The following is a 24,424-nucleotide window of genomic DNA, read 5'->3' on the forward strand; positions in this document are numbered from 1 at the left end:
CGCAAATGCAATGTTGCAAACTTGTAGACACCATGTTTGCAAACTAGGTTCGGGGTATGACCACACCCCCCCGCCGCCTCTTCGTCGGACACCGGCTGCGCGACCTTCGCGGGACGCTCGGGATCAGCCAGGCGGCGATGGCGGTCCGGATCGGCATCTCGGTCAGCTATCTGTCACAGATCGAGAATGGCGATCGCCCGGTCAGCGAAGCCGTGCTCGTCACACTGGCGCGCGAGTTTCCCGCCGACTGGGGCAGCATCGACGCCGCCGACGACACCGCGCTGCTCGTCGCGACATTGGAAGCCGTCACCGACACTAGCGTTGCCGCCCCCACGCTCGACGAAAGCGCGATCCGCCGTGCGTTGAAGCACCAGCCTTTGCTCGCCCAGCGCCTCGTCGCGATGCACGACGCCTATCGCCGTGCGCAGGAGCAGTTGCGCGCGCTCGACGACCGGCTGGTGGCGGGGTCAGGCGCGCCCGGGCTGCTCCCCTGGGAGGATGTCCGCGACTGGTTTCACGCCGCGGGCAATTACGTCGACACGCTCGACCGCCGCGCGGAGGAGATCGGCGAGACGCTCGGCAGCGACCGGATCGCCGCACTCGAGGCGCGGCTCGCGGCGCGCGGCGTCTCGGTGGCAATCTCGGGCGCGCTCGCTGCCCCCTTACGCGACTATGACGGCGCGACGCTGCGGCTCGACGGGTCGCAGCCCGGCGAGACCACGCTCTTCTCGCTCGCGCATCAGGTCGCGCGCGGCGAGTTCGCCGACCTGATCGCCGACATCGTTGCCGCCTCCGACATGGCGTCGGAGACCGCGCGCGCGCTGCTGACCGCGGGGCTCACCAATTACGCCGCGGGCGCGATCGTCATGCCCTATACCCGCTTCCGCGCCGAGGCGCGCAGCGTCCGCCACGACATCGACCGGCTGCGGCGGATCTTCGGCACCAGCTTCGAACAGACCTGCCACCGGCTCTCGACCTTGCAGCGCCCCGGCGCGCTCGGCATCCCGTTCTTCTTCTGCCGCGTCGACATGGCGGGCAACATCACCAAGCGTCACTCCGCCACCCGCCTCCAGTTCGCGCGCTTCGGCGGCGCCTGTCCGTTGTGGATCGTCCACGAGGCGGTGGCGATCCCCGACCGCATCCTCACGCAGCTGATCGAGACGACCGACGGCATCCGCTATGTCTCGATGGCGAAGGGGCTGGTGAAGCCGTCCGAGACGTACACGCGCCCCGCCCGCCGCTATGCGGTGGCGCTGGGCTGCGAGGAGGCGAACGCGTCGGAGTTCATCTATGCCGACGCGCTCGGCACCGGCGGCATCGCGACCCCGATCGGCGCGTCCTGCCGCATCTGCCTGCGCCCCGACTGCGACCAGCGCGCGTTTCCGCCGGCGGCGAGCGAAATCCGCGTCGACCCCAACCGTCGCGGCGCAGTCCCGTACGAGGTGGTGTAAGCGGCCCCCTCGCCTGCCCCAAACACCCCCCCGGCGAAGGCCGGGGCCCAATTGGGGGACGGAAATAACGAGGGGCAGCGCGCCGTTACCACGCCCTCCCCAATTGGGCCCCGGCCTCCGCCGGGGAGGTAGCTTTCTGTCAGAACGCTCGCCCAAAACCCGTCATCCCCGCGAAGGCGGGGATCCAGACCGGCGAACCACGGTGTTACTCACGAAGGCCAGCCAGTGTGGATTCCCGCCTCCGCGGGAATGACGAGGCTTGGCGAAAAGCCTCAGTCCTTAGGAAAGAACCGCTCCACCACGTTGCTCGCCAGTCGCGAAGGCCGCAGCGTCTCCGCATCCAGACAGCACCAGCTCGACTTCACCTCGGCGAGCACATCCTCGCCGCGCTTGATGATCGTCTCGTAGAACGCGCGCGCGCCCTGCACCTTTTCGAGCAGCACCGTCGCGATGACGTCGTCGTCGAGGAACGCGGGCTTGCGGTACGTGATCTCGTGTTTGAGCGCGACCCACAGATGCCCCGCCACCGCATCCGCGGGCGCGAGCCGCTGCCAGTGGTCGATCACCGCCGCCTGTACCCACTTCAGATAGTTCGCGTTGTTGACGTGACCCATGAAGTCGATGTCGGCCGGCTCGATGCCGATGGCGTAGGTGTGGGGAATGGCTGTTGACACGCAGGACATATAGCACGCGAACCTGAACATAGCGATGACGCGCCGGCTTCGATACCGACAATAAACGCTATTCCAGCCACCGCGCGCCGCGCCTAGCATTGCGACAGCGCCCGCCTCTTGTGTTGCCCAAATGCAACACCATGTCTTGGCCAACACCGAACCCATCCCACAGGAATGCGTCATGAACATCGACAAATTCACCGACCGCGCGAAAGGCTTTCTGCAGTCCGCGCAGACCGTCGCGATCCGCATGAACCATCAGCGGATCGCGCCCGAGCATCTGTTGAAGGCGCTGCTCGAGGACGAACAGGGCATGGCCGCGGGGCTGATCGCGGCGGCGGGCGGCGACGCGAAGCGCGCGACGTCCGAGACCGATCTCGCGCTCGCCAAGATCCCCGCCGTCTCGGGCTCGGGCGCGCAGACCACGCCCGGCATCGACAATGACGCGGTCCGCGTGCTCGACCAGGCCGAGCAGATCGCGACCAAGGCGGGCGACAGCTTCGTCACCGTCGAGCGGCTGCTCGTCGCGCTCGCGCTCTCGCTCAACACCGCCGCGGGCAAGGCGCTCAAGACCGCGGGCGTCACCCCCGAGGGGCTCAACACCGCGATCAACACCGTCCGCCAGGGCCGCACCGCGGATACCGCGGGCGCCGAGGACCGCTATGACGCGCTCAAGAAATTCGCGCGCGACCTGACGCAGGCGGCGCGCGACGGCAAGCTCGACCCCGTGATCGGCCGCGACGAGGAGATCCGCCGCACGATCCAGATCCTCGCGCGCCGCACCAAGAACAACCCCGCGCTGATCGGCGAACCCGGCGTCGGCAAGACCGCGATCGCCGAAGGCCTTGCCCTTCGCATCGCCAACGGCGACGTCCCCGACACGCTCAAGGACCGCCGGCTCATGTCGCTCGACATGGGCTCGCTCATCGCCGGCGCGAAATATCGCGGCGAGTTCGAGGAGCGGCTGAAGGGCGTGCTCGACGAGGTGAAGGCCGCCGAGGGCGACATCATCCTGTTCATCGACGAGATGCACCAGCTGATCGGCGCGGGCAAATCCGAAGGCGCGATGGACGCGGGCAACCTCCTGAAACCCGCACTCGCACGCGGCGAGCTCCACTGCGTCGGCGCGACCACGCTCGATGAATATCGCAAATATGTCGAGAAGGACCCCGCATTGCAGCGCCGGTTCCAGCCCGTCATGGTCGGCGAACCCACCGTCGAGGACACGATCTCGATCCTGCGCGGGTTGAAGGAGAAATACGAACTCCACCACGGCGTGCGGATCACCGACGGCGCGATCGTCGCCGCGTCGACGCTGTCGAACCGCTACATCACCGACCGCTTCCTCCCCGACAAGGCGATCGACCTGATGGACGAGGCCGCGAGCCGGATCCGCATGGAGGTCGAATCCAAGCCCGAGGCGATCGAAAATCTCGACCGCCGCATCATCCAATTGAAGATCGAGCGCGAAGCGTTGAAGCGCGAGACCGACGACGCGTCGGTCGACCGGCTCGACACGCTCGAGGGCGACCTCGTCAATCTCGAGGAACAGTCCGCCGAGCTGACGACGCGCTGGAAGGGCGAGAAGGACAAGATCAACGCCGAGGCACGGCTCAAGGAACAGCTCGACGCCGCGCGCCTCGAACTCGAGCAGGCGCAACGCTCGGGCGATCTCGCAAAGGCAGGCGAGCTCTCCTACGGCACGATCCCCGGGCTGCAGCGCCAGCTCGACGAGGCGGCGGGGGCGAGCAAGGGCGCGATGCTGCGCGAGGAAGTCACCGCCGACGACATCGCCGGCGTCGTCAGCCGCTGGACGGGCATCCCGGTCGAGCGGATGCTTCAGGGCGAGCGCGACAAATTGCTCGCGATGGAGGCGACGATCGGCAAGCGTGTCATCGGCCAGGCGCATGCGGTCAAGGCGGTCTCGACCGCGGTCCGCCGCGCCCGCGCGGGGCTGCAGGATCCCAACCGTCCCTTGGGCAGCTTCCTGTTCTTGGGGCCGACGGGCGTCGGCAAGACCGAGCTGACCAAGGCGCTCGCCGAATTCCTGTTCGACGATCCCTCGGCGATGGTCCGCATCGACATGAGCGAGTTCATGGAAAAGCACGCGGTCGCCCGGCTGATCGGCGCGCCTCCCGGCTATGTCGGCTATGAGGAGGGCGGCGTGCTGACCGAGGCGGTCCGCCGGCGGCCCTATCAGGTGATCCTGTTCGACGAGGTCGAGAAGGCCCATGGCGACGTGTTCAACGTGCTGCTCCAGGTGCTCGACGACGGCCGCCTGACCGATGGCCAGGGCCGCACGGTGGATTTTAGCAACACGCTGATCATCCTGACGAGCAATCTCGGCAGCCAGTATCTCGCGAACATGGCCGAGGGCGACGACGTGTCGTCGGTCGAACCGCAGGTGATGGAGATCGTCCGGGCGCACTTCCGGCCTGAGTTCCTCAACCGGCTCGACGAGGTGATCCTGTTCCACCGTCTGGGGCAGGCGCACATGGCGCCGATCGTCGACATCCAGGTATCCCGCGTCGACAAGCTGCTCGCCGATCGCAAGATCGTGCTCGACCTGACCGATGCCGCGCGCGCGTGGCTCGGCCGCGTCGGCTACGATCCCGTCTACGGCGCGCGTCCGCTCAAGCGCGCGGTCCAGCGCTATCTGCAGGACCCGCTCGCCGACATGATCCTGCGCGGCGAGGTCAAGGACGGCACCACGGTCAAGGTCGACGAAGGCGACGGCAAGCTCGTGCTGCACGTCGCCTGACCCCGCGCCTGACCCTGCGGTCCCGGGTCGACAAAAAAAGGGGCGACGGATCGATGATCCGCCGCCCCTTTTTTCTTGCTCCCGAAGGATCGCTTACATGTCGATCGTCAGGCCGACGAACAGGTAGCGACCGATCGCGTCATAGATGCCCGGATAGGTGTTGCCGTTGCCGAACGAGCCGATCGGCGATGCCGTCGCGCTCAGGATCGGCGGCGTCTTGTCGAGCACGTTGTTGACGCCGAGACGATAGGTCACCTTGTCCGCAACGCGGATCGTGGCGGCGAGGTCGAAATAGTCCTGCGCCTTCACGCGTGCGTCGTTGACGAAGAACGGCCCGGCCAGATCCGAATCGCTGCTGGTGCGCTCGAACTTGGTCGCCGACAGGTGACGCCAGTTGCCCGACAGGCCGATGCCGCTGAGCGTGGTGAGCGACAGACGCGCCTGGTGACGCCACTTCGACATCGGATAACCGCACTGCGCGCCATAGAGACCCGCGCAATCGAACTTCGCGCCGACCTTGTCCGACGTGAACTTGTCGACATAGGTGCCGTTGAACGACAGCCCGATCGTGCCGATGCTGTCCGACCGGTAGGTATAGCCCGCCGACGTCTCGATACCCTGCGTCGTCAGCGTACCCGCATTGACGTTGGTATCGACGATGAAGCCGGCGTTACCCTGCCACAGCGTGCCGTTGGCATCGCGGTTGATCGCATCGCAGAACTGCTGCTCGGCGGTCTGGAGGCACTGCGCGATGATCGTGTCGGCGCCGATGACGCCGATCCGGTCCTTCAGCTTGATGCGGAAGCCGTCGACCGACAGGTTGAAGCCCGGCAGGAACGACGGACGCAGGATCACGCCCGCGGTGAACGTGTCGGCCTTTTCGGGACGCAGGTTCGGGTTGCCGCCAAGCAGGCCGTTATACTGCTCCGACGGGTTGGCGGCGATCAGGCCGAAGCGGTTCGCGGGAACGCCGGTGAGCGCGCACTGTGCCGCGGTGTTGCCGTTGACCAGCCCGTTGACGGCGGCACCGGCGCAGGGATCGGTCGCACCGTCGAGCTGGACCGACTGCTGGGCGAACAGTTCCTGCGTGTTCGGTGCGCGGACCGCGCGGTTGTAGCCGCCACGGAAGCGGACGTCGGAGACCGGTGCCCAGACCAGCTCACCCTTGTACGAATGCGCCGAACCCGCGGTGCTGTAGCTCGAATAGCGATAGCCGCCATTCACCGTCAGCTCGTTGAAGAACGGACGGTCGCTGACCAGCGGAAGCTGGATTTCGCCGAACACTTCCTTGACGTTGTAGCTGCCGCGGATCGGCAGCGTCGCACCGCCCTGGCCGGCGAGATCGCCGCTCAGGAACGCGTTGTCGACTTCGAGGCTCAGCGATTCCTTGCGGTACTCACCACCGACGTTCAGCGCGATGCCCTCGCTCGCGAACGGCGACTGCACGCCATATTCGGCGCCCTTGAAGGTGAACGACGCGTTGACGACCGTTTCCTTGTTCTCGCCCGACTGGAAGCCCGGGGTCTGGACATAGTTCAGCGCTTCCGGCGTGATCGCCGCCGCGCCGAAGATGTTGAGCGGGACGCAGTTGGGATCGGTGCCGTCGACGACCGAGCGGCAGACCGCCTGGCCGAGCGTCGCCGAGCCGGGACGCGTGTCGGTGATCGCGTCGAGCGCGCGCGTCGTGCGGGCGATCGAGAATTCGTTGCGATACACCTGGTTGAACACGGTGCTGCCGAACTGGCCATAGGCCTCGTACGAAATGCCCTTGTCGATGTCGCCGGTCGCGCCTGCGACGAAGCGATACTGGGTGTGGCGGAGATCCGCCTGACGCCCGCCGCCCTCGACGTTGCGACGACCGATCCGGACGTTCGCCTGCTGATACTGCGTACCGTCAGGGTTGGTCAGGTTGATCACCGCGCCATTGGCGTCGGTCACCAGGTTGGACGCGCGGCAGAAGGTCGAGACCTGCGCCGCCGACAGCAGCGGGTTGTTGCAGTTCAGCACCGACGTGTTGTTGAAATCACCCGACGGCGCGATCTGCGCGACCGAACGATCGTCCATGAACATGAAGTCGGCATAGGGCTTGAACGCGTCGCTGACTTCGTACTTCGCGAGGAAACCCGCGGTGTAGCGCGTGTCCGGACGCTGATAATAGTTCAGCGGGTTGGCGTTATACAGCGTCGTACCGGGGACGAGTTCGCCTGCAGCGTTCAGCGTGTAGCCGGTCGGCGGCCCACCCTCGACCGCATCGCCGAGCGAGAAGTTCGCCGGGAACGCGGTGGCCGATCCGCCGCAGACATAATCGTTGCCGACATTGCCCGCCGGCGCGTTCAGACCGCACGAGCTGTAGTCGCGCGACCCCTGGAGGATCGCACCGATCTTGCGATAGCCGCCATAGCCCACGACATGCCCGCGGCCGTCGCTGGTGCTCGCACCGACCTTGAAGTTGATGTCGAACTGCGTGCCGTCGAATGCCTGGCCGCTCGGCGCAGGATAGCCGCTCGCCGCCGACAGCGCCTGGAAGCGCTCGCTGCGGTTGTTGTGGTTGTTGATGCCGCCCGACACGTCGACGCTGAAGCCTTCGTAGTCGGTGTCGAGCACGAAGTTGACGACGCCGCCGATCGCGTCCGAGCCATAGACCGAGCCGGCGCCGCCGGTCAGCACGTCGACGCGCTTGAGCAGCGAGGTCGGGATCATGTTGACGTCGGCGGCCGCGCTCGCGGTGCTGCTCGACGAGGGGTTGCCCGGCATCAGGCGACGGCCGTTGACCAGCACCAGCGTGCGCGATTCACCCAGGTTGCGCAGGTTGATCGTCGCGGTCCCGGTCGAACCGTTCGACACCGACGAGGTCTGCGTCGCGAACGACGCCGGCAGGCTGTTGAGCACGTCCTCGATCCGCGTCGCGCCGCGCAGCTTGATGTCGGCGGCGTTCACGACCGTGATCGGGCTCGCCGACGTCAAATTGGGGTTCGAGATACGCGAGCCCGTGACGACGATGTCGCTGCTCTCGGCGGTACCCGCTGCGGCAGGATCCTCGCTCGGCGTGTTCGACACTGCGGGCGTCGTCGCCGCGGCGCCATCGTCGCTCGTCGTGCCCTGCGGCGCGGGCGCCGGCACGGGCGCCGGTGCGGTCTGGGCAGCGGCCGGAAGCGCCATCACAACGCCCGCGATCATCGTCGATGCAAGCAGGCAATCTCGAAACATGAGGTTTCGCATGTATTTAATCCCCTTCCGCGCCGTCGATCCCTGGATGACTGACGCGAGTTACTTATGCGCACTTCAGCGCGCGACCGGCGGCGATCTCGCAAGTGGCAGCAGCATTGTCCAAAAGAAAATTGCACAGAAGTAACGGGTCGTCGCATTACCGATTCATTGTCACAAAATTACAACATGCCGGAATGGTCTCTTTTTGGCCTGCGATCGCGCGAACCGCTTGTCGTGCGCGACACCCCGCCCTATCGCCTGCCACCGGTAAAAGGGCGGGTTCGACGATGCGGAAATTGACGGTCCTGGCGCTCTGCAGCGTGATCGCCTCGCTGGTGTCGCCGGCGCATGCGGCGCGCAAGGCGGGTGCCGCTCGCGCGCCACTTCTGGTCGCGGTGACGCGGTGCCGCGCGATTACCGAGCCCGCCGCGCGGCTCGCCTGTTTCGACGAGTCCGTCGCCGCGCTCGACACCGCCGAGACGCGCCGCACGATCGTCGTCGTCGACCAGCAGCAGGTCCGCGAAACGCGGCGGACGCTGTTCGGGATCGCGCTCCCCGATACCGGGCTGTTCGGCAACGGCGAGGATCTGCCGCAGATCGAGGCAACGCTCGCGAGCGCGTCGGTCGACGATTTCGGCCGCTGGAGCTTCGTGCTCGCGGACGGCGCGCGCTGGATCCAGACCGACGACACCGTGATCGCCCGACGCCCCCGCGCCAACGACAAGATCCTGATCAAACGCGCCGCGCTCGGCAGCTTCAGGCTGAGCGTCGCCGGCCTGCCCTCAGTCAAGGCCAAACGCCTCAACTGAGGCGGCGAGCCTCCCGGACGCGCCAGGCGCTAGCTCAGCCCCAGCGCCGCCCGGGCCTCGCCATAGGCCCGCTCGTATGGCGCAAGCTTGTCGCGGTATGGCGCGGCGGAATCGAGCCCCGCGCGGTTGATCGGTTGCCGCACCTGGTCGACGCTCGCGGTCTGCACGACGCGTCGGCCCGCATGGAACTGACGCACGCCCGGTTCGTCGGGAAGGCCGGTATGCGTCAGGAGCGTCGCGATCGTCGCATCGGGATCGGCGACGAGATCCGCATACTGCACCGTCAGCAGCTTCGCGCCGTAATGCGCCTGCCAATAGGCGTGCAGCGCATCCTCGATCGCATGGTAGCGCCCCATCGCGGCAAGATCGAAACTCCACCCGGCGCCTTGCGCGAAATACGTCCGGAAGGACGACCAGGCCGTATCCAGCGGATCGCGGCGCAGCCACAGGATCGGTGCGTCGGGCATCGCATCGCGGATCATCCGCGCGAACCGACTGGTGTTGAGGCTTTTGTCGACGACCTGCCCATCGGCGCCGAACCGCGTCGTCAGCAAATGTCCATATCGACGGCGCACCGCCTCCTGCGCCTCGCTGTCGGGCACACCCGACTGGACCGCGCGCGCGCCGTCTGGACCAAGAGCGCCGCGCACCGCGGATCCCAGCACGTTGATCTCGCCGCCACCGGCGACGCGGCTGTGGCTCGCCAGAATCTGTTCGACCAGCGTCGTTCCCGATCGCGGCTTGCCCGTCACGAAGATGGCACGACCGTCAGCCCGCGTATCGACCGGCGGGACGTCGGTCACGGCTGGCGCACGGATCGCCGCCAACGCCGCCGCGCGGTCCCCCGCAGCATCATAGGGCCGCGTCGCCGCGACCAGCCTCGCTCCTTCGGCAAACGCGGCAAATGCGCGCTCGTGCTCGCCCAGATCGTCAAGCGCCTTGCCGAACGCATATAGCCCCTGCGCGCGGTCGGGACCCGGCATCCGGGAGAAGAGCGGCTGCGCATCGGCAAGCCGCGAAAACTCGGCGTCCCCGTGCGAGAAGCGGCGCGCGTTGGCCAGCGCAAGCCATGTCGCACCCGATCCGGGGGCTACGGCCAGCGCGGCCCGGAGATGCTCGAGACCGGGTTCGCGATCGCCGCGTTCGATGAGCCCGATGCCGAGCGCGTGGCGGATCCGGGCATCGGCAGGAAGCCGCGCCGCGATCGGTTCGAGGATCTCGACGACCTCGTCGATCCGCCCGGCCTGGCTGAGAATATCGACCAGCGCGAGACGGCGATCGACCGCCGCGGGGTCGTCGAGAACATAGCGCCGCATCGCCTCGACCGCGATCGACCATTCGGCTTCGGATGCGGCAAAGCGCGCGACGCCCTGCCACTGCGCGCCAAGCGGCGTGCGCGCCTTCAGCATCGCTGCCGCGATCGACGCGGCCCGCGCAGGATCACCCGCCTTGAGAGCCGATACGAATGCGGCAGGCGTGGCGGGGGCGGTGATGCTCATGAATGCGGGATACCCGTTTAAGCAGACAAAAAAAGGGGACCGGCACCGCCGATCCCCTCCCGAGTTACACTGTGTTCGATTTAGAAGTCGAAACCGAACTGAAGGCGGATCGCACGGGGAGCCTGGTACGAACTGACGTACCGGTAATCACCGCGCGGATTGCCACCAGCCTGCGTGCCACGCTCCTCGAAGTCGGTTTTAGCCTTCTCGGCGAAGAGGTTGAACACGTCGAACCGCAGCGTTCCGGAGAACAGTTCGGTCGGCAGCTTAAAGGAAACGCTCAGGTTGGTGTACGACTGCCAGTCCGACTTGAAGGCCGTGCCACGGCGCACTTCCTGCAAGGTCCCCTGGTTCACTGCGGTGGCCGGATTGGTGACGATCGCGCCGTCGATCACGTTGCAGAAATACCCGGCGGCGCCGTATTGATTGGCAAATTCGTCCACTCTCGTAGGAACGGTGCCGATGCAGGCGAACCGCCGGGGGGACTGAATCTGCGTCTGCAGGCCGACCGTCATCCATGGGAACACCTGATAGGAGCCGTATCCCTTGATGTTATGGCGAATATCGGTCGGCAGATAGCCGAACGAACCCACCGTCAGGCCCGGCTGATCGAACGCCGTCGTCAGGCCGGAGTCGCTCTGACCGTTATCAGACCGGATGCCGCCCTCGATGTTACCGACGTTCTTGGCGTAGGTGTACGAACCGGAGAAGCTCCAGATGCCATCGAACTCGCGGTCGAGCGTCAGCGTGATCGACTTATACTCGCGCTCGGCCTTGGGATAGCCGAGCTCGGCGCCGGTGAAGGTCACCTGGCGCGTCGTCGCTTCGCCACCGATCGGGTCGCTCAGATTGACCGTCAGCGGTGCGCCGGGGTTGGTCAAGACGTACTGATGGAAGCCGGACCAGATATCGGCGCAACCGGTGATGTTGTTCCGCGCGCAGTAGCTGTTCACCGCGGCGTCGATCGCGATATCCTCAAGCGACTGATTGAGTTTGCGATACGTGCCGAATGCGCCGATTTTCCAGCGCTGCCCGATGCGCTGCTCGTAGCCGAGGATATACTCGTCGAGCGACTGTGGCTTCAGCGTCGTCGATACGGTTGCATCCGTTGGCGACGCAACGCCGTCGTCGTTCACGTCGCAGTTGCGGACCCCCGTGGTGGGACACGCGCCCGCACCGTCGTACAGAAGCGGCGCGCCAAGGACCGGAACATTGTTCGCACCAACCCCGGCGACACGGAAATATTCCGTGAAGAAGAGTTCGGCGCCGCCCAGACGGATATTCGTGTTGGTTGGCACCGGCAGATAATAGCGGCCGAAGAAGCCATAGATCTTGGTGCGCTGATCGCCGATCGGATCGATGGAGAAGCCGATACGCGGGGCAAACTGGTCGCCGGAGTCATAGTAACGCTCGCCGGCGACATTGTCGGCCTTGAAGCGATCCCAACGGACGCCGCCCTGGATATTGATGCGGTTATCAAACGCCGACCATGAGTCCTGCAGATACGCAGCCTCGTTCAGCGACGTGAACGTGCCGCCGTTGATGTACGTGGTCCGGCCGACATAGAGGGTATTGGCAGGTGCATACGTGTCGGCGGAGTTCGCAAAGGCATAGGCGTAGCTGTAATCGCCGTTACGGCTTTGCTCGGAGATGCTCCGCAATTCCTCACGGTCGTAACCACCGCGAAGATGGTGCTGTCCGAGCAGCTTGACGAACACATCGACGTCGCCACGGTAGAACGTACGACGGTCCGAGTTGTTGATCGTGTCGGCGATCGGGTTGCCGATCAGAGCAGGGTTGAACTGCCCGGACGTGTCCGTCACCGCCGGCAGGGCGTTGTTGGTCGAGCCCTGGATCGCGCGGTTCTTGTTGACGCCATAGGCAGCCGACAGGGTCAGCCAGTCGGTGAACTGACCGGTGTAGCGGCCGACATAGTTCTCGCCGCCAAACAGGGAGACGCCGCCGCCCTGATACGTCCCGCTGCGGGCAACCGCATCGACGCGACTGTCATAGGCCCCGCCGAACCCGTCGACGACGTTGAAGCTCTTGGTTATCTGCGTCGACGACGTGTTGAAATAGGTGAATTCGAGACGCTGACCATCGACGATCACGGCGTCGACCTTACCGCCGTAGAACGGCGAGGTGTTCGTGATGACGTTGCGACGCAGACCCGTGCTGTAAGGCATAATCTGCTGACGCGAGGTGATGACACCATTGGCGTCGCGGATAACCTGAACACCATTGGGATTGGATGTCAGCAGGGTATCGGCGTTCAGGCTGTCATTGGACTGATACAACCCGTAAAAGAACAGGTGATCCTTGATGATCGGACCCGAAAGATAGAAGTTCGCCTGCTTCCTGTCGCGAACGTCCGTACGGTTATAATTGCCGATCGTGTCGGGGTTGTCCTCCCGGAGATCGTCGGGCTCCCAGTTAAACAGCATACCGCCATGAAACTCGTTGCCGCCCGACTTCGTGGTCGCATTCACGAAGGCGCCGGTGAAGCGGCCGAATTCTGCGGGGATCGAGCCGTTCTTGACCTCGACCGTATTGTAGAACTCGAACGGCACCGTCACGGGCGAAAGGCCCTGGCGGAATTCCGTGATGTTCAGGCCGTTGATATAATAAGCATTTTCGGAAACCGACGAACCGGCGACCGCAGGAAGGTTACCGAATGCAGTGTCGCCTGCGGCCGTTCCCGGAGCAAGCAGGATGACCGACGTCAGGTCGCGCGCGACCGGGACACGCGTGGCCAGTTCACCGATGGCGATCGTGGCGCCGACCGTGTTGCGATCGAAATCGGCAACCTGGACGCGGCCTGCGGTGATGACGATGTCGCCGCCGGCTGCCGAGCCTTCCGGTGACAGCGTGAATTGGTTCGCTGCGGCCGCCTGCGTCAGGTTGACCGCCGCGTCGGTGAAGCTGTCGAAGCCCGGCGCGGTGATCGTGAACGTGTAGCTGCCCTGCGGGATCGCGGCGACGCGGAACGAACCGTCGCGTCCGGTCGTCACCGTCCGGCTGAAGCCCTGGTCGTTCGACGTGACCGTGACGCTTGCGCCCTCGATCGGCTCGCCGCTCGTGCTCTGGATGCGGCCGGTGGCATTCAGGTTGGTATAATCCTGCGCCGATGCCGGTGCCACGACGGACAGCGCGGCCACGCCGGCGCCCATCAGCGCAAGCGCCTGCAGCGCGCTTCCGCCGCGCAGTGCCTTGCGTACGAAATTCGAAGTCCTGATCACGATTGGTCCATCCCTCGTTTGACCCTTGCAGCCGTTGTGACGGTCCGCAGCCGGTGTCTTTTCGCCCCCTCCACCGCACACGTCGTGCGGCGCCCAAGAGACATGTGACATGGGATGAAGCGGTGCTCGAACGCTGTAAAGCGAGCATTCATCTCCGATACAGCTTTCCCGCATTGCTGTAGCGAAAATGACACAAGAATGGTGCAGTGCACCCGACGCACGCCTGTTTTTGAGGCAAATCCCTGCCGCGACGCACAATAATTAGGCTTTCGCCCTAACGCATCGCACCAGCGACGAGCAGCGGATCGAGTTTCGCGTCACGCCAGCGCAGGCTCCAGTGGAGATGCGGCCCGGTCGCGCGGCCGGTCCTCCCAACTGCGCCGACGGGCTGGCCGCGTCGCACCGTGTCGCCGACGCGCACGTCGATCCGCGACAGGTGGAGGAACGCGCTGTTGAGCCCCATGCCGTGGTCGATCATCAGCAGGTTGCCCTCGAGCGTGAACGGGTGGTCGGCCGCGAGGATCACGACGCCGTCCGCGGGTGCGACGACCACCGCGCCCGTCTCGCGCGCGACGTCGACGCCCGAATGATAGGACCCCGCCTCGCCATTGGCATAGAGGCGCTGCGACCCGAACAGCGTCGAGATCCGCCCGGTGACCGGCCATGCGAACGCCTGCCGCCATCCGTCGGACACCGAATCGCGCGCGCGTGCCGCGACGATCTGCGCGAGCTCGGGCGGACGCAGCCGCGTGAACAGCGCCTCGGGGACGGGATATTTGGGCAGGCTCGACAGCCGCGAGATATTCCACGCGCGCGGCGCGATCGCGAGCGGCTGGCGGACGGTTTTCCCGTCGCCGCGCGCATCCGCCAGCGTCGCGACCAGCACGGCCTCGGGCGGCGCATCGCGGTCGAACCCGACCACGAACCGGCCGTCGCGCGCGACCGCGACGGGGCGCGAATCGAGCGTCAGCGTGCGCGTCCCGCGCGGCGCGGTCCCGACGATCATCCCGCCCTGGCTCAGCGTCCCCGTCCAGCGGAACGCCGCATCCTGCGCCCTACCCTGCGTATCGGCGGGCACCCCCGCGGTGCCGGCCTCCGACGGCAGTCTGGATGGCGGCTGCTGCGCGGAGACGGGCGCCGTCGCCAGCAGCATCGCCAGCATCGCCGCCGTCCCCGCGCGCCCCGCGCTCATCGCGGCGCCATCGCCTCGGTCGCGGCGGCGGCGGTGGCATAGGCCTCCTGCCCCGTGACGCTCCAGTAGCGCAGGTCCTCGAGCGCGATCCGGTGGCCGGTGACCGCGCACACGACATGGTCGCCCGGGTTCAGCACGCGGAACCCGTTGGCCATATAATGCAGCCGCGCGACGCGGTCGGTGTTGGACATCAGCATGATCGGACTTCCTTCTCTTACAGGTCGTGAAACAGCGTCGGCTGTGCAGGCGGGCGCACCGCCGCGGGTCGCCCGCGCGGCGCATCGGCGGGTCTGGCCGGCGCGGGCACGCGCGGCGACGCGCTGCCGTCATCGACCAGCGCCTCGACCACGCCGTCGCGGAAGTGCAGCGCGAGCGCCCCCGCCACGCGCGTGGCCCCCGCCGACGACAGCGTCGCACCGCCGTCGCGCGCGGTCACCCGCGCATAGCCGCGGTCGAGGATCGCATCGGGGTTGAGCGACTGGACCAGCCGCCACGTCGCGTCGAGCCGCGCGCGCGCACCCTCGAGCTTGCGCTCGAGCGTCGCCGGGCGCAGCGCCGCCCCCGACCGGTCGAGGCTCCCGCGCGCGATCGTCAGCCGGCGTTCGAGCCCGCGGTCGAGCCTTTGCCCGAAATCGTCCGCGCGCTGCCGCTGCGGCCCGAGCAATTGGTCGCGCTTGGGCAGATGTCGCGCCAGCGCCGCGAGCTGTTCGCGCCCGCGCTCGACATAGCGCCGCGCGCACCGCTCGGTCCGGTTGCGATGGCTGTCAACCGTCAGCCTGAGGTCGGCGAGCACCGGCACCGCGATCTCGGCCGCCGCGGTCGGCGTCGGCGCGCGCAGGTCGGCGGCATAGTCGCACAAGGTCGTGTCGGTCTCGTGCCCGACCGCGGAGATGATCGGGATCGAGCAGGCGGCGACCGCGCGGACGACGACCTCCTCGTTGAACGACCAGAGATCCTCGACCGACCCGCCGCCGCGCGCGACGATCACCAGGTCGGGGCGCGGCACCGGCCCGCCGGGCGCGATCGCATCGAACCCGCGCACCGCCGCGGCGATCTCGGCGGCCGATCCCTCGCCCTGGACCTTGACCGGCCAGACGACGACATGCGTCGGGCAGCGATCCTCGAGCCGGTGGAGGATGTCGCGGATCACCGCGCCCGTTCCCGACGTGACCACGCCGATCACCTGCGGCATGAACGGCAGCGGCTTCTTGGCGGCGGCGTCGAACAGCCCCTCGCCCGCCAGCTTCGCCTTCAATTTCTCGAGCAGCGCCATCAGCGCGCCCGCGCCCGCCAGCTCCATCCGGTCGATCACGATCTGGTATTTCGACCGCCCGGGATAGGTCGTCAGCTTGCCCGTCGCGATCACCTCGACGCCGTCCTGCGGCACGAACGCGAGCCGCGCCGCGCTCCCCTTCCAGATCACGCCGTCGATCACCGCCTGGTCGTCCTTCAGCGCCATGTAGCAATGCCCCGACGCGACGCGCTTCCATCCCGAAATCTCGCCGCGCAGCCGGACATGGCCGAATTCGCCCTCGACCATCCGCTTCAGCTTGAACGCGAGTTCGCCGACCGACATGGCGAGTGCGTTGTCGCCGGCGACCGGCTCGGCTACCAGCCGCCCCATATCGCTCGCCAGCATGTCGCTGGACACGACGTCATCGGAAAAGGGATCGGGCATGAACGTCCTGCTGTTGGGCTCGGGGGGCCGCGAACATGCGCTCGCGTGGAAGCTGGTGCAATCGGCCAGCTTTTCTCCAGGCCTCGATACGCTCTATGCCGCGCCGGGCAACCCCGGCATCGCCAGCCTTGCGACGCTCGTGCGTCTCGATGCGACGGATCACGCGTCCGTCGTCGCGTTCGTCCGCGACAAAGCGATCGGCCTCGTCGTGATCGGCCCCGAGGCACCGCTCGTCGACGGCCTCGCCGACAGCCTTCGCGCCGCCGCCATCCCCGTCTTCGGGCCGTCAAAGGCCGCCGCCCAGCTCGAAGGGTCGAAGGGCTTCACCAAGGATCTGTGCGCGCGCGCCGGCATTCCGACCGCGGGCTATGTCCGCGTGTCGACCCGCGCCGACGCCGACGTCGCGCTCACGCGCACCTTCTCGCTGCCCGTGGTGATCAAGGCCGACGGGCTCGCCGCGGGCAAGGGCGTCGTCATCGCCTTCACCCGCGCCGAGGCCGATGCCGCGCTCGACGCGCTGTTCGCGGACGGTGAGGCCGAGGCGGTGATCGAGGAATTCCTCGAGGGCGAGGAGGCGAGCCTCTTCGTCCTCACCGACGGCACCACGCTGATGCCGTTCGGCTCGGCGCAGGATCACAAGCGCGTCGGCGAGGGCGATACCGGCCCCAACACCGGCGGCATGGGCGCGTACAGCCCCGCCCCCGTGCTCACCGCCGACCTCGAACAGCGCGCGCTCGACGAGATCGTCGCGCCCACCGTCGCGGCGATGGCGGCGGACGGGATCCCGTTCAGCGGCGTCCTCTATGCCGGCCTCATGCTCACCGCGCAGGGCCCCAAGCTGATCGAATATAACGCCCGCTTCGGTGATCCCGAGACGCAGGTGCTGATGATGCGGTTCGAGGGCGACCTGATCGCGACGATGCTCGCGGTGGCAGAAGGCCGGCTCGCCGATCTGCCGCCTGCGCGCTTCAGCGACGCCACCGCGCTGACCGTCGTGATGGCGGCCGAGGGCTATCCCGGCACGCCCAAGGCGGGCGGCGCGATCATCGGCCTCGATTCGGCGCGCGCGGCAGGCGGCACCGTCTTCCACGCCGGCACCCGGCTCGAGGATGGCGGCCTCGTCGCCGCGGGCGGCCGCGTCCTCGCGGTCACCGCCACCGGCGACGACCTCGCCTCCGCCCAGACCAACGCCTACCGCGCGGTCGAGGCGATCGATTTCGCAGAAGGCTTCTACCGCCGCGACATAGGCTGGCGCGAACTCACGCGGTAACAGAAAAGCCCCTCCCCTTCAGGGGAGGGGTTGGGGGTGGGGCGCATCCCCAACCGCACCACCAGCGATAGCGCCGAGAACCGCGCAATAAGTCTCGCCCACCCCGATCCACCCCGCTACTACAGGCAAATGAACGAAACTTCCGCGACGTCCGCCTCGGGCGAAAGCCTGCTCCCCGACGGCATCACCACGCTGACGACGATCCATTTCGCGATCATCGCGGTGCTCGCGCTCTTCGTGATCGCGGGGCTGCTCTGGGGCATCAAGGCCAAGCGCAGCCGCGTAAAGGCCTCGCGCGACGTCATCGCCAACGCACGCGAAGCCGGCGTCGAGCCCGAACCCGCGCCCGAGCCAACCGCCGACAGCCCCGCGACGCCGCCCCCCGCCGCCGCCGCCCGCGAGACGCCCCCCGCGCCGACGCCAGCCCCGAAACCGACCCCGGCACCCAGCCAGTCGCAGGTCCAGACCGCGCCCACCCCGGTCGCGGCACCGGTCGCCCCTCCGGCCCCGATCCCGGCCCCGATCCCGGTTGCGCCCGCACCGCCGCCGATCGCCGACGCCCCCGCGCCGGGTCTCGCACCCGCGCCGCTGTCCGACGAGCCGATCGCCGCCGCCAGCTTCGACGCCAACCCCGCCGCCGAAGCCGTCACCCCGACCGAGACGCCAGCGCCAGCGCCAGCCCCGGCACCTGCGCCGACGCCAGCAGTCGACCACGCCGCCGCCCCCGTCACGCTGCTGAAAGGCCTCGGCCCCAAGGTCGCGACCCGCCTCGCCGAGCTGGGCGTCACCACCGTCGGCGACATGGCCGCGCTGTCCGAAACCGAAGCGCAGAACATCGACGCGCAGCTCGGCGCCTTCACCGGCCGCATGGGCCGCGACCGGTGGATCGAACAATCCCGCCTCCTCGCCGCCGGCGACAAGCCCGGCTTCGAAGCGGTCTTCGGCAAACTCTGACGCACGGGCCGCGCGTCAGGGTTTTGCATTGCGATTGGCTGGATTTGGTGGTTGGCTGCCGTTCGTCGTTGGCAGGCTCCGAGCAATCTCGGCTGGAAGCCATCGCCGGTTCTCGTCGGTTACAAACTTTTCAAGCTGCTTCATATCGACACCGTAGCGCCTGCAAAAGCCGATGATCTCCCACAAGTCCTCGTAGGTCGGTATGCGGGTTAGCGCGATGAACAAATCTCTCGCGACGCCATTGTAGCCGCTAACGAAAGGCATCCTGTCGAGCCACTCGAAAAAGGCGCGTTCATCCAACTGGCTGTAGTAACGCACGCTGGTAGCGACGATCTGTAAATTGTGCTCGGCCATGCCGAAGATTGGCACTGCTCGGCGCGTCGAGCAATGTCCGCTTTTGGTGGAAAGCGGTCGTTCAGTTAATAGCGACGACCCGGTAGACGGGACGACACTCTCCTGCGACACGTTTACCCTCAAGTGCGGGGAAGGCGGTCTCGGCAAAGTTCGCTACGTGCTCCCATTTGGGAAGCACAAGGGCTGTCACGTTCGCTCGACCGCCATGACGATCAGTCGCGACGACGGTCAGCACGGCTGTGCCCCAAAGTGTGTCCAGCTCAATTGCTGGTATCTGCACGCCGGGGCGCGTCGCAACTAACAGGGCGTCTTGGCCCAGTCGTTGAGCTTCGCGATATTTGTCGAGATCCACGATCTGCTCGCCAGCCTCGGTGAAGGAAAACCGTCCAGCGCTCGTTCCGTCAGCCAACACCTCGACCCTAACTGGAAATTCGATGTGCTTCGGGAGCGGCAAAGAATTAAATGTTAGACTTGCAGGCGAGCCGCTAACTTTCTTTGGGTCGTTGCTCCAAACGATAGTAAGGTCCTGCGTCCACACCGTCAGACGCGAGGCGACTTGACGATTAGCCTTGTCCGTTTCTATCTGGGCAAATCCGCCAAGGCCATCTTGGCCGCTTGACCAAGTCTGGTTGCAAAACAAGGTGTTAGAGGGCGTCGCGGTCGTCTGCGGCAGGGCCGCGATCATCAAAAATACCGTTTCTATGAGCATAGCCGTTCTCGCTTCATAATCGGCCACAGCCTCATCGCGTCATCACCACCACGTCAACTGAATGTCTGCAATTGGGCGTTAAGCGATATGACCGCCGCTAGCGCTACGACTAAAATGGAGCGGGCGGCTTATACGTCATCGATACGCGTTGAATATCACCATCGATCCCTAGAACTACCTCGATTTCCCAGTAGCTTTTTCCGAGCCCGTCAGGTGCGTAGGSGAGCCGATATGGCTGCCATAGCTCGTTATCATTGCGTACTCTTTCGATACTCCACACGCTCTCGAACGGCACCTTCAAAAAGATTTCTCGCGGCGAAATCCTTGCCTCATCATAAGAGGCAATCGACCCCGCGAGTAATTCAAAAGGCTCAAACTTACCGGCTTCTAAACGACGTTGAGCATTCTTCACCTTGGCAATAAGACTGCCCGCTTCTTGTGAGCTGAGCCCCATTAATTGCCGCGTATTTCGAGCCGGCGCAGCCTGTCTCGCTTGTGCCCTACCAATAACGGATTGCCCAGCCAGCCCAATGATGAGAGCAATGTGCCAGATCCGCATTGTTTGTCCTTGGGTAATCGGAGTTGCCCCGGTGACTGCATAGAGCCCGATAAACCCCGCAGGGATCGATGCGACACCGACGATTTTTTGTTACGAATATCTGGCGTCTTGGAAAGCAAACAGGCTGCTTTCTAAACCTGAACGTCCTTACCCGCCGTTTGATTGGATCGAATTTACTATCTGACGTGTACGAAAATACCAAGAATACCAAAGGATCGCTAAGGCTGTCACCGCACCAATCGTAGTACCCGCTATCGCCGGGTCAGAGACGGCTTCGATGCCTGTAAGGCGTCCATAGGAAAATCCCGTCATGACCAGCAGCGCGTACTTCTGAGCAACGTTTGATTGTCGAACTCTCTTGCCCAAAAATCGAAGCACGAACGCCCCCAGGATCGTCGCGCCGAAGGCAGTGGCAAATCCAAACTCAAAGGGGTCTGTCACAGGATGTTCCATATCGCTTTCGAGCATGCTGAACGTATGACCGCAAGAGGTAGTTAGGCTATTCGCTGCGAACGTCGGACAATGGTGGATAGCGGACGTTCAGTCCGCAGCGTTGCGCAATAGCTCCGCGACCTTTTCGTGCCCACCTATCGTCCCGTCGCTGCGGAAGACTTCGACCTCCGGCCCACGGTCGGCAAAAAACTCCACCTCCCATCGTTCGCCGGGAAGCGCCACGTGCACCATTACCCCGCCCTCGCGAACGGAGGTTAGCGAGTAGTGTGTTCGGCTCGCGTCAAGCTGGCTGAGGAAAGCGTGGATTGTGGGTAGGGTCATCGCACGTGCTTAAAGCTTCACCGCCGATGTCTGCAAATGGGCGTCAGCCGACCAGCCGCGTTGCGTCTTTGCGTGATGCAAAACCTCCAAGCCCCGCACCCCCAGCCTCAGACCTCGCTGACGAGCAGCTTGTCGATCCGTCGCCCGTCGAGATCGACGATCTCGAACTTCCACCCCTGTTCGACGAAGCTCTCGCCCTCGCCCGGCAGATGGCGGAACACCGCGAGCGCGAGCCCGGCGACGGTCGCGTAGTCGCGGTCCTCGGGCAGGTCGATGCCCAGCCGGTCGGCCAGCGCATCCGCCGCCATCGTGCCCGCGACCAGCAGCGAGCCGTCGTCGCGCACCACCACCGACGGCGAATCATCGGGGTCCGCGTCCGACTTGAACTCGCCCGCGATCGCCGCGAGCAGGTCGGCGGGGGTCACGATCCCCTCGAAATGCCCGTATTCGTCATGGATCAGCGCCATCGGCACCTCCGCCTGGCGCAGCGCGATCAGTGCGTCCATCGCGTCGATCTGGTCGATCACCACCGGCGCCTTGCGCATCAGCACGTTGAGGTCGAGCGGCTCGCCGCGGAACAGCGCGGCGGCGATGTCGCGCGCCTGCACAACGCCGCGCACGCGGTCGATCGACCCGTCGCCGACCGGCAACCTGGTGTGCTGCGACGCGAGCAGCGTGTCGCGGATCTCGTCGGCATCCCAGTTGCAGTCGAGCCAGTCGATATCGGTCCGCGGCGTCATCACCTCGCGCACCGGCCGGTCGGCGAGCCGCACCACGCCCGAGATGATCGAACGCTCATGCTCCTCGATCACGCCCGACTTGGACGCCTCGGCGACGATCAGGTGCAGTTCCTCGGCGGTGACATGCTCCTCCGATTCGCGGTTGAGGCGCAGCGCCTTGAAGATCAGCGCGCTCGTCGAATCGAGCACCCACACGATCGGCGCGGTGATGATCGCGAGCCAGCGCATCGGCAACGCCATGAACGAGGCGATGACTTCGGGCGATCGCAGCGCGAACTGTTTGGGCACCAGTTCGCCGATGATCAGCGACGCATAGGTGGTCAGCCCGATCACGATCGCGAAGCCCGTGGTCTCGGCGGTGCTCGCGCTCAGCCCCAGCGCCTGCAGCCGCGCCGCGGTCGGCGTGCCCAGACTCGCACCTGAATAGGCACCCGCGAGGATCCCGATCAGCGTGATGCCGATCTGTACGGTCGACAGGAACTTGCCGGGGTCGGCGGCGAGCAGCAGCGCGGCGCTCGCGCCCTTGCGCCCGGTCCGCGCCAGCGCATCGAGCCGCGCGCGCCGCGACGACACGATCGCGAGCTCGCTCATCGCGAATACGCCGTTCAACGCGACGAGCGCGAGGATGATCGCGACGTCGATCCAGGGGAAGGGGGGAAGCGGTGCCATTGGCTCGATCGTCTCTTGGCGCACATTCGCGCGCTTCACAACCGGTCTCGACACTTATCGTAATCAGGGGTTCAGTGCGCAGGTGGAACAATCGCCGAATATGCCGGGTTATCTGCGGCATGATCAAAAGGGACAGAGACATGAAGGCCAAGGGTTTATTCATCGGCGCAGCGCTCGCCGCACTCGTCACGACGTCGGCCTGCACGACCGATCCGGAGACGGGCCAGCGGACGATCTCGAAGACCGCGCTCGGCGGCATCGGCGGCGCGCTCGGCGGCTATCTGCTCGGCGACATCGTCGGCGGGCGTAACGACCGCACCGAGAAGCTGCTCGGCGCCGGGATCGGCGGGCTCGCGGGCGCGGGCGTCGGCGCGTACATGGACAAGCAGGAGCGCGACCTGCGCGCACGCACTGCGGGCACCGACGTCCAGGTGATCCGCCAGGGCGACGACCTCGTCCTCAACATCCCGTCGGGCATCACCTTCGCCTATGACAGCGCGACCGTGCAGCCGCAGTTCCAGCGCACGCTCGACCAGGTCGCCTCGACGCTCGGCCAGTATAACCAGACCTATATCGACGTGTACGGCCACACCGATTCGACGGGCAGCGACGCGTACAACCAGACGCTGTCCGAACGCCGCGCACGCTCGGTCGCGGACTATCTGTCGAGCCACGGCGTCCAGTCCGCGCGGATCGGCACGCGCGGCTACGGCAAGACGCAACCGATTGCCTCGAACGACACCGACGCCGGCCGCGCCGCCAACCGCCGCGTCGAAGTGAAGATCGTCCCGATCACGCAAAGCGACCTGCGCTAACCACCACACTGGCCGGCCCCACCCGTCACCCTCCCGCCCGTCATCCCGGCGAAAGCCGGGACCCAGGGTCACAACCGGACACGCTCCTGGCTTCAGGATGACGGGCAAGGGCGGAAAGACAGAAGAAGTCCGGTTCACGCGGAGGCGCGGAGCCGCGGAGAGAATGGGTGTGTCGCGAAGCGACCGTCCGATCAGTTCCGACAGTGCAGAAGGTCAGGGTCTCCCGACCGAAGCGCTTGATACACCCCCTCCGCGGCTCCGCGTCTCCGCGTGAGCCAATTCTTCTTAACGACTAAAAGCCCCCACCCACACCCGTCATCCCGGCGAAAGCCGGGACCCAGGGTCGCAAGCGCAAACACACATGGCTCTGCGTCCCGGCGTCAGCCGGATGAACACGCGCAAGCCACAAGACAGAAGAAGTTCGGTTCACGCGGAGCCGCGGAGCCGCGGAGAGAATAGGCGTGTCGCGAAACGACCGCCCGATCACCTCCGGCAGCACGAAAGGTCAGGGTCTCCCGACCGCAGGGCTGGATGCATCATCTCCGCGGCTCCGCGCCTCCGCGCGAACCCGTTCTTCTTCTACGGACGCCGCCCCCGGAAAAACCCCGTCAGCAACGCCGCGGCCTCGCCCTCGCCGATCCCCGCATAGACCTCGGGCCGGTGATGGCACGTCGGCTGCCCGAAGAACCGCGCCCCGTGCTCGACCGCGCCGCCCTTCGCATCCGCCGCCCCGTAATAGAGCCGCGCGATCCGGGCGTGCGCGATCGCCCCCGCGCACATCGCGCACGGCTCGAGCGTCACCCACAGGTCGCAGTCCTCGAGCCGGTCGCGCCCCAGTGCCTTTGCCGCTGCGCGAATCGCGAGCATCTCGGCATGCGCGGTCGGATCGCACAGCGTCCGCGGCGCATTGGCCGCGGTCGCGATCACCGATCCGCGCAGCATCACGACCGCGCCGACGGGCACCTCGCCCGCCGCGGCGGCGGCGCGGGCCGCGTCGAGCGCGCGGCGCATCGGATCGGGGAGCGGGAACATCGTCCCGCCCTGCCCCGCCGCCCCGTCAAGGTAAAGCG

Annotated in this window: 19 protein-coding genes; 6 read left to right on the forward strand and 13 right to left on the reverse strand. The window is 66.3% G+C overall.

The annotated features are described in order from the left end of the window. The first annotated feature begins 56 nt into the window (after positions 1 to 56). Entirely contained in the window at positions 57 to 1,451 is a 1,395-nt protein-coding gene (locus ASE72_RS05425) for a helix-turn-helix domain-containing protein (RefSeq protein WP_056017627.1), read from the forward strand. Between the two features lie 272 nt (positions 1,452 to 1,723). On the opposite strand, the gene ASE72_RS05430 is transcribed toward ASE72_RS05425, so the two are convergent. After that, positions 1,724 to 2,125 (reverse strand): acyl-CoA thioesterase, encoded by a 402-nt coding sequence (locus ASE72_RS05430; RefSeq protein ID WP_056019034.1) that lies wholly within the window; start codon positions 2,123 to 2,125, stop codon positions 1,724 to 1,726. Between the two features lie 181 nt (positions 2,126 to 2,306). On the opposite strand from ASE72_RS05430, the gene clpB reads away from it, so the two are divergent. After that, positions 2,307 to 4,886, forward strand: coding sequence for an ATP-dependent chaperone ClpB (gene clpB, locus ASE72_RS05435; RefSeq protein ID WP_056019037.1), 2,580 nt, complete (start codon positions 2,307 to 2,309; stop codon positions 4,884 to 4,886). A gap of 93 nt (positions 4,887 to 4,979) precedes the next feature. Here clpB and ASE72_RS05440 read toward each other — a convergent pair whose 3' ends face one another. Next, complete coding sequence (locus tag ASE72_RS05440) at positions 4,980 to 8,105, reverse strand: TonB-dependent receptor plug domain-containing protein (RefSeq protein WP_056017630.1); 3,126 nt, start codon at positions 8,103 to 8,105, stop codon at positions 4,980 to 4,982. Between the two features lie 275 nt (positions 8,106 to 8,380). Between ASE72_RS05440 and ASE72_RS05445 the strand changes: the two genes are divergently transcribed. Further along, positions 8,381 to 8,902 carry a hypothetical protein gene (locus tag ASE72_RS05445; RefSeq protein WP_056017632.1) on the forward strand — a complete coding sequence of 174 codons (522 nt, stop codon included), beginning with the start codon at positions 8,381 to 8,383 and terminating at the stop codon, positions 8,900 to 8,902. 29 nt (positions 8,903 to 8,931) lie between these two features. On the opposite strand, the gene ASE72_RS05450 is transcribed toward ASE72_RS05445, so the two are convergent. The 5 genes from ASE72_RS05450 to xseA form a co-directional block, all read right to left on the reverse strand. After that, a complete protein-coding gene (locus ASE72_RS05450; protein ID WP_056017635.1) occupies positions 8,932 to 10,401 on the reverse strand; it encodes a tetratricopeptide repeat-containing sulfotransferase family protein in 1,470 nt (489 codons plus the stop codon). Between the two features lie 80 nt (positions 10,402 to 10,481). Then, positions 10,482 to 13,898 (reverse strand): TonB-dependent receptor, encoded by a 3,417-nt coding sequence (locus tag ASE72_RS05455; protein WP_156350133.1) that lies wholly within the window; start codon positions 13,896 to 13,898, stop codon positions 10,482 to 10,484. Positions 13,899 to 13,914: 16 nt separating this feature from the next. Further along, entirely contained in the window at positions 13,915 to 14,832 is a 918-nt protein-coding gene (locus ASE72_RS05460; protein ID WP_082445796.1) for a M23 family metallopeptidase, read from the reverse strand. Then, positions 14,829 to 15,029 (reverse strand): DUF2093 domain-containing protein, encoded by a 201-nt coding sequence (locus ASE72_RS05465; RefSeq protein ID WP_056017641.1) that lies wholly within the window; start codon positions 15,027 to 15,029, stop codon positions 14,829 to 14,831. The genes ASE72_RS05460 and ASE72_RS05465 overlap by 4 nt, the downstream gene beginning before the upstream one ends. Before the next feature lie 17 nt (positions 15,030 to 15,046). Beyond that, the gene (gene xseA, locus ASE72_RS05470) at positions 15,047 to 16,510 is read right to left on the reverse strand and encodes an exodeoxyribonuclease VII large subunit (protein ID WP_082445797.1); all 1,464 of its coding nucleotides are present in this window, start codon (positions 16,508 to 16,510) and stop codon (positions 15,047 to 15,049) included. Between xseA and purD the strand changes: the two genes are divergently transcribed. Both purD and ASE72_RS21020 read left to right on the forward strand, forming a co-directional pair. Continuing rightward, complete coding sequence (gene purD / locus ASE72_RS05475; protein ID WP_056017644.1) at positions 16,509 to 17,780, forward strand: phosphoribosylamine--glycine ligase; 1,272 nt, start codon at positions 16,509 to 16,511, stop codon at positions 17,778 to 17,780. The two genes, xseA and purD, sit on opposite strands and share 2 nt — an antisense overlap. A gap of 129 nt (positions 17,781 to 17,909) precedes the next feature. Then, on the forward strand, positions 17,910 to 18,734 hold the full coding sequence (locus ASE72_RS21020; RefSeq protein ID WP_056017647.1) for a hypothetical protein: 825 nt from the start codon (positions 17,910 to 17,912) through the stop codon (positions 18,732 to 18,734). Between the two features lie 15 nt (positions 18,735 to 18,749). Here the strand turns inward: ASE72_RS21020 and ASE72_RS05485 are convergent, their stop codons facing one another. The 5 genes from ASE72_RS05485 to ASE72_RS05500 form a co-directional block, all read right to left on the reverse strand. After that, on the reverse strand, positions 18,750 to 19,103 hold the full coding sequence (locus ASE72_RS05485) for a hypothetical protein (protein ID WP_156350135.1): 354 nt from the start codon (positions 19,101 to 19,103) through the stop codon (positions 18,750 to 18,752). A gap of 46 nt (positions 19,104 to 19,149) precedes the next feature. Then, positions 19,150 to 19,797: a hypothetical protein gene (locus ASE72_RS05490; protein WP_056017653.1), complete on the reverse strand. Its 648-nt coding sequence runs from the start codon at positions 19,795 to 19,797 to the stop codon at positions 19,150 to 19,152. Between the two features lie 109 nt (positions 19,798 to 19,906). Further along, positions 19,907 to 20,356: a hypothetical protein gene (locus ASE72_RS20125; protein ID WP_156350137.1), complete on the reverse strand. Its 450-nt coding sequence runs from the start codon at positions 20,354 to 20,356 to the stop codon at positions 19,907 to 19,909. A gap of 147 nt (positions 20,357 to 20,503) precedes the next feature. Continuing rightward, complete coding sequence (locus ASE72_RS20130; protein ID WP_156350139.1) at positions 20,504 to 20,824, reverse strand: hypothetical protein; 321 nt, start codon at positions 20,822 to 20,824, stop codon at positions 20,504 to 20,506. Positions 20,825 to 21,237: 413 nt separating this feature from the next. Continuing rightward, a complete protein-coding gene (locus tag ASE72_RS05500) occupies positions 21,238 to 22,539 on the reverse strand; it encodes a hemolysin family protein (protein WP_056019046.1) in 1,302 nt (433 codons plus the stop codon). Positions 22,540 to 22,679: 140 nt separating this feature from the next. On the opposite strand from ASE72_RS05500, the gene ASE72_RS05505 reads away from it, so the two are divergent. Then, positions 22,680 to 23,354: an OmpA family protein gene (locus ASE72_RS05505; protein ID WP_056017659.1), complete on the forward strand. Its 675-nt coding sequence runs from the start codon at positions 22,680 to 22,682 to the stop codon at positions 23,352 to 23,354. Positions 23,355 to 23,933: 579 nt separating this feature from the next. Here ASE72_RS05505 and ASE72_RS05510 read toward each other — a convergent pair. After that, complete coding sequence (locus ASE72_RS05510) at positions 23,934 to 24,365, reverse strand: nucleoside deaminase (protein WP_056019049.1); 432 nt, start codon at positions 24,363 to 24,365, stop codon at positions 23,934 to 23,936. Between the last annotated feature and the right edge of the window lie 59 nt (positions 24,366 to 24,424).

It is taken from the genome of Sphingomonas sp. Leaf20, from assembly GCF_001421535.1.
In the GTDB taxonomy this organism is placed as follows: domain Bacteria; phylum Pseudomonadota; class Alphaproteobacteria; order Sphingomonadales; family Sphingomonadaceae; genus Sphingomonas.

Excerpts from the sequence above, each read along its gene's own strand:
- ASE72_RS05440 (WP_056017630.1), bottom strand. The coding sequence starts at position 8,105 with ATGCGAAACCTCATGTTTCGAGATTGCCTGCTTGCATCGACGATGATC.
- ASE72_RS05460 (WP_082445796.1), bottom strand. The coding sequence starts at position 14,832 with ATGAGCGCGGGGCGCGCGGGGACGGCGGCGATGCTGGCGATGCTGCTG.
- clpB (WP_056019037.1), top strand. The coding sequence starts at position 2,307 with ATGAACATCGACAAATTCACCGACCGCGCGAAAGGCTTTCTGCAGTCC.
- ASE72_RS05490 (WP_056017653.1), bottom strand. The coding sequence starts at position 19,797 with ATGCTCATAGAAACGGTATTTTTGATGATCGCGGCCCTGCCGCAGACG.
- ASE72_RS21020 (WP_056017647.1), top strand. The coding sequence starts at position 17,910 with ATGAACGAAACTTCCGCGACGTCCGCCTCGGGCGAAAGCCTGCTCCCC.
- ASE72_RS05465 (WP_056017641.1), bottom strand. The coding sequence starts at position 15,029 with ATGCTGATGTCCAACACCGACCGCGTCGCGCGGCTGCATTATATGGCC.
- ASE72_RS20130 (WP_156350139.1), bottom strand. The coding sequence starts at position 20,824 with ATGCTCGAAAGCGATATGGAACATCCTGTGACAGACCCCTTTGAGTTT.
- ASE72_RS05505 (WP_056017659.1), top strand. The coding sequence starts at position 22,680 with ATGAAGGCCAAGGGTTTATTCATCGGCGCAGCGCTCGCCGCACTCGTC.
- ASE72_RS05445 (WP_056017632.1), top strand. The coding sequence starts at position 8,381 with ATGCGGAAATTGACGGTCCTGGCGCTCTGCAGCGTGATCGCCTCGCTG.
- ASE72_RS05450 (WP_056017635.1), bottom strand. The coding sequence starts at position 10,401 with ATGAGCATCACCGCCCCCGCCACGCCTGCCGCATTCGTATCGGCTCTC.
- ASE72_RS05500 (WP_056019046.1), bottom strand. The coding sequence starts at position 22,539 with ATGGCACCGCTTCCCCCCTTCCCCTGGATCGACGTCGCGATCATCCTC.
- ASE72_RS05510 (WP_056019049.1), bottom strand. The coding sequence starts at position 24,365 with ATGCGCCGCGCGCTCGACGCGGCCCGCGCCGCCGCCGCGGCGGGCGAG.
- xseA (WP_082445797.1), bottom strand. The coding sequence starts at position 16,510 with ATGCCCGATCCCTTTTCCGATGACGTCGTGTCCAGCGACATGCTGGCG.
- ASE72_RS05425 (WP_056017627.1), top strand. The coding sequence starts at position 57 with ATGACCACACCCCCCCGCCGCCTCTTCGTCGGACACCGGCTGCGCGAC.
- purD (WP_056017644.1), top strand. The coding sequence starts at position 16,509 with ATGAACGTCCTGCTGTTGGGCTCGGGGGGCCGCGAACATGCGCTCGCG.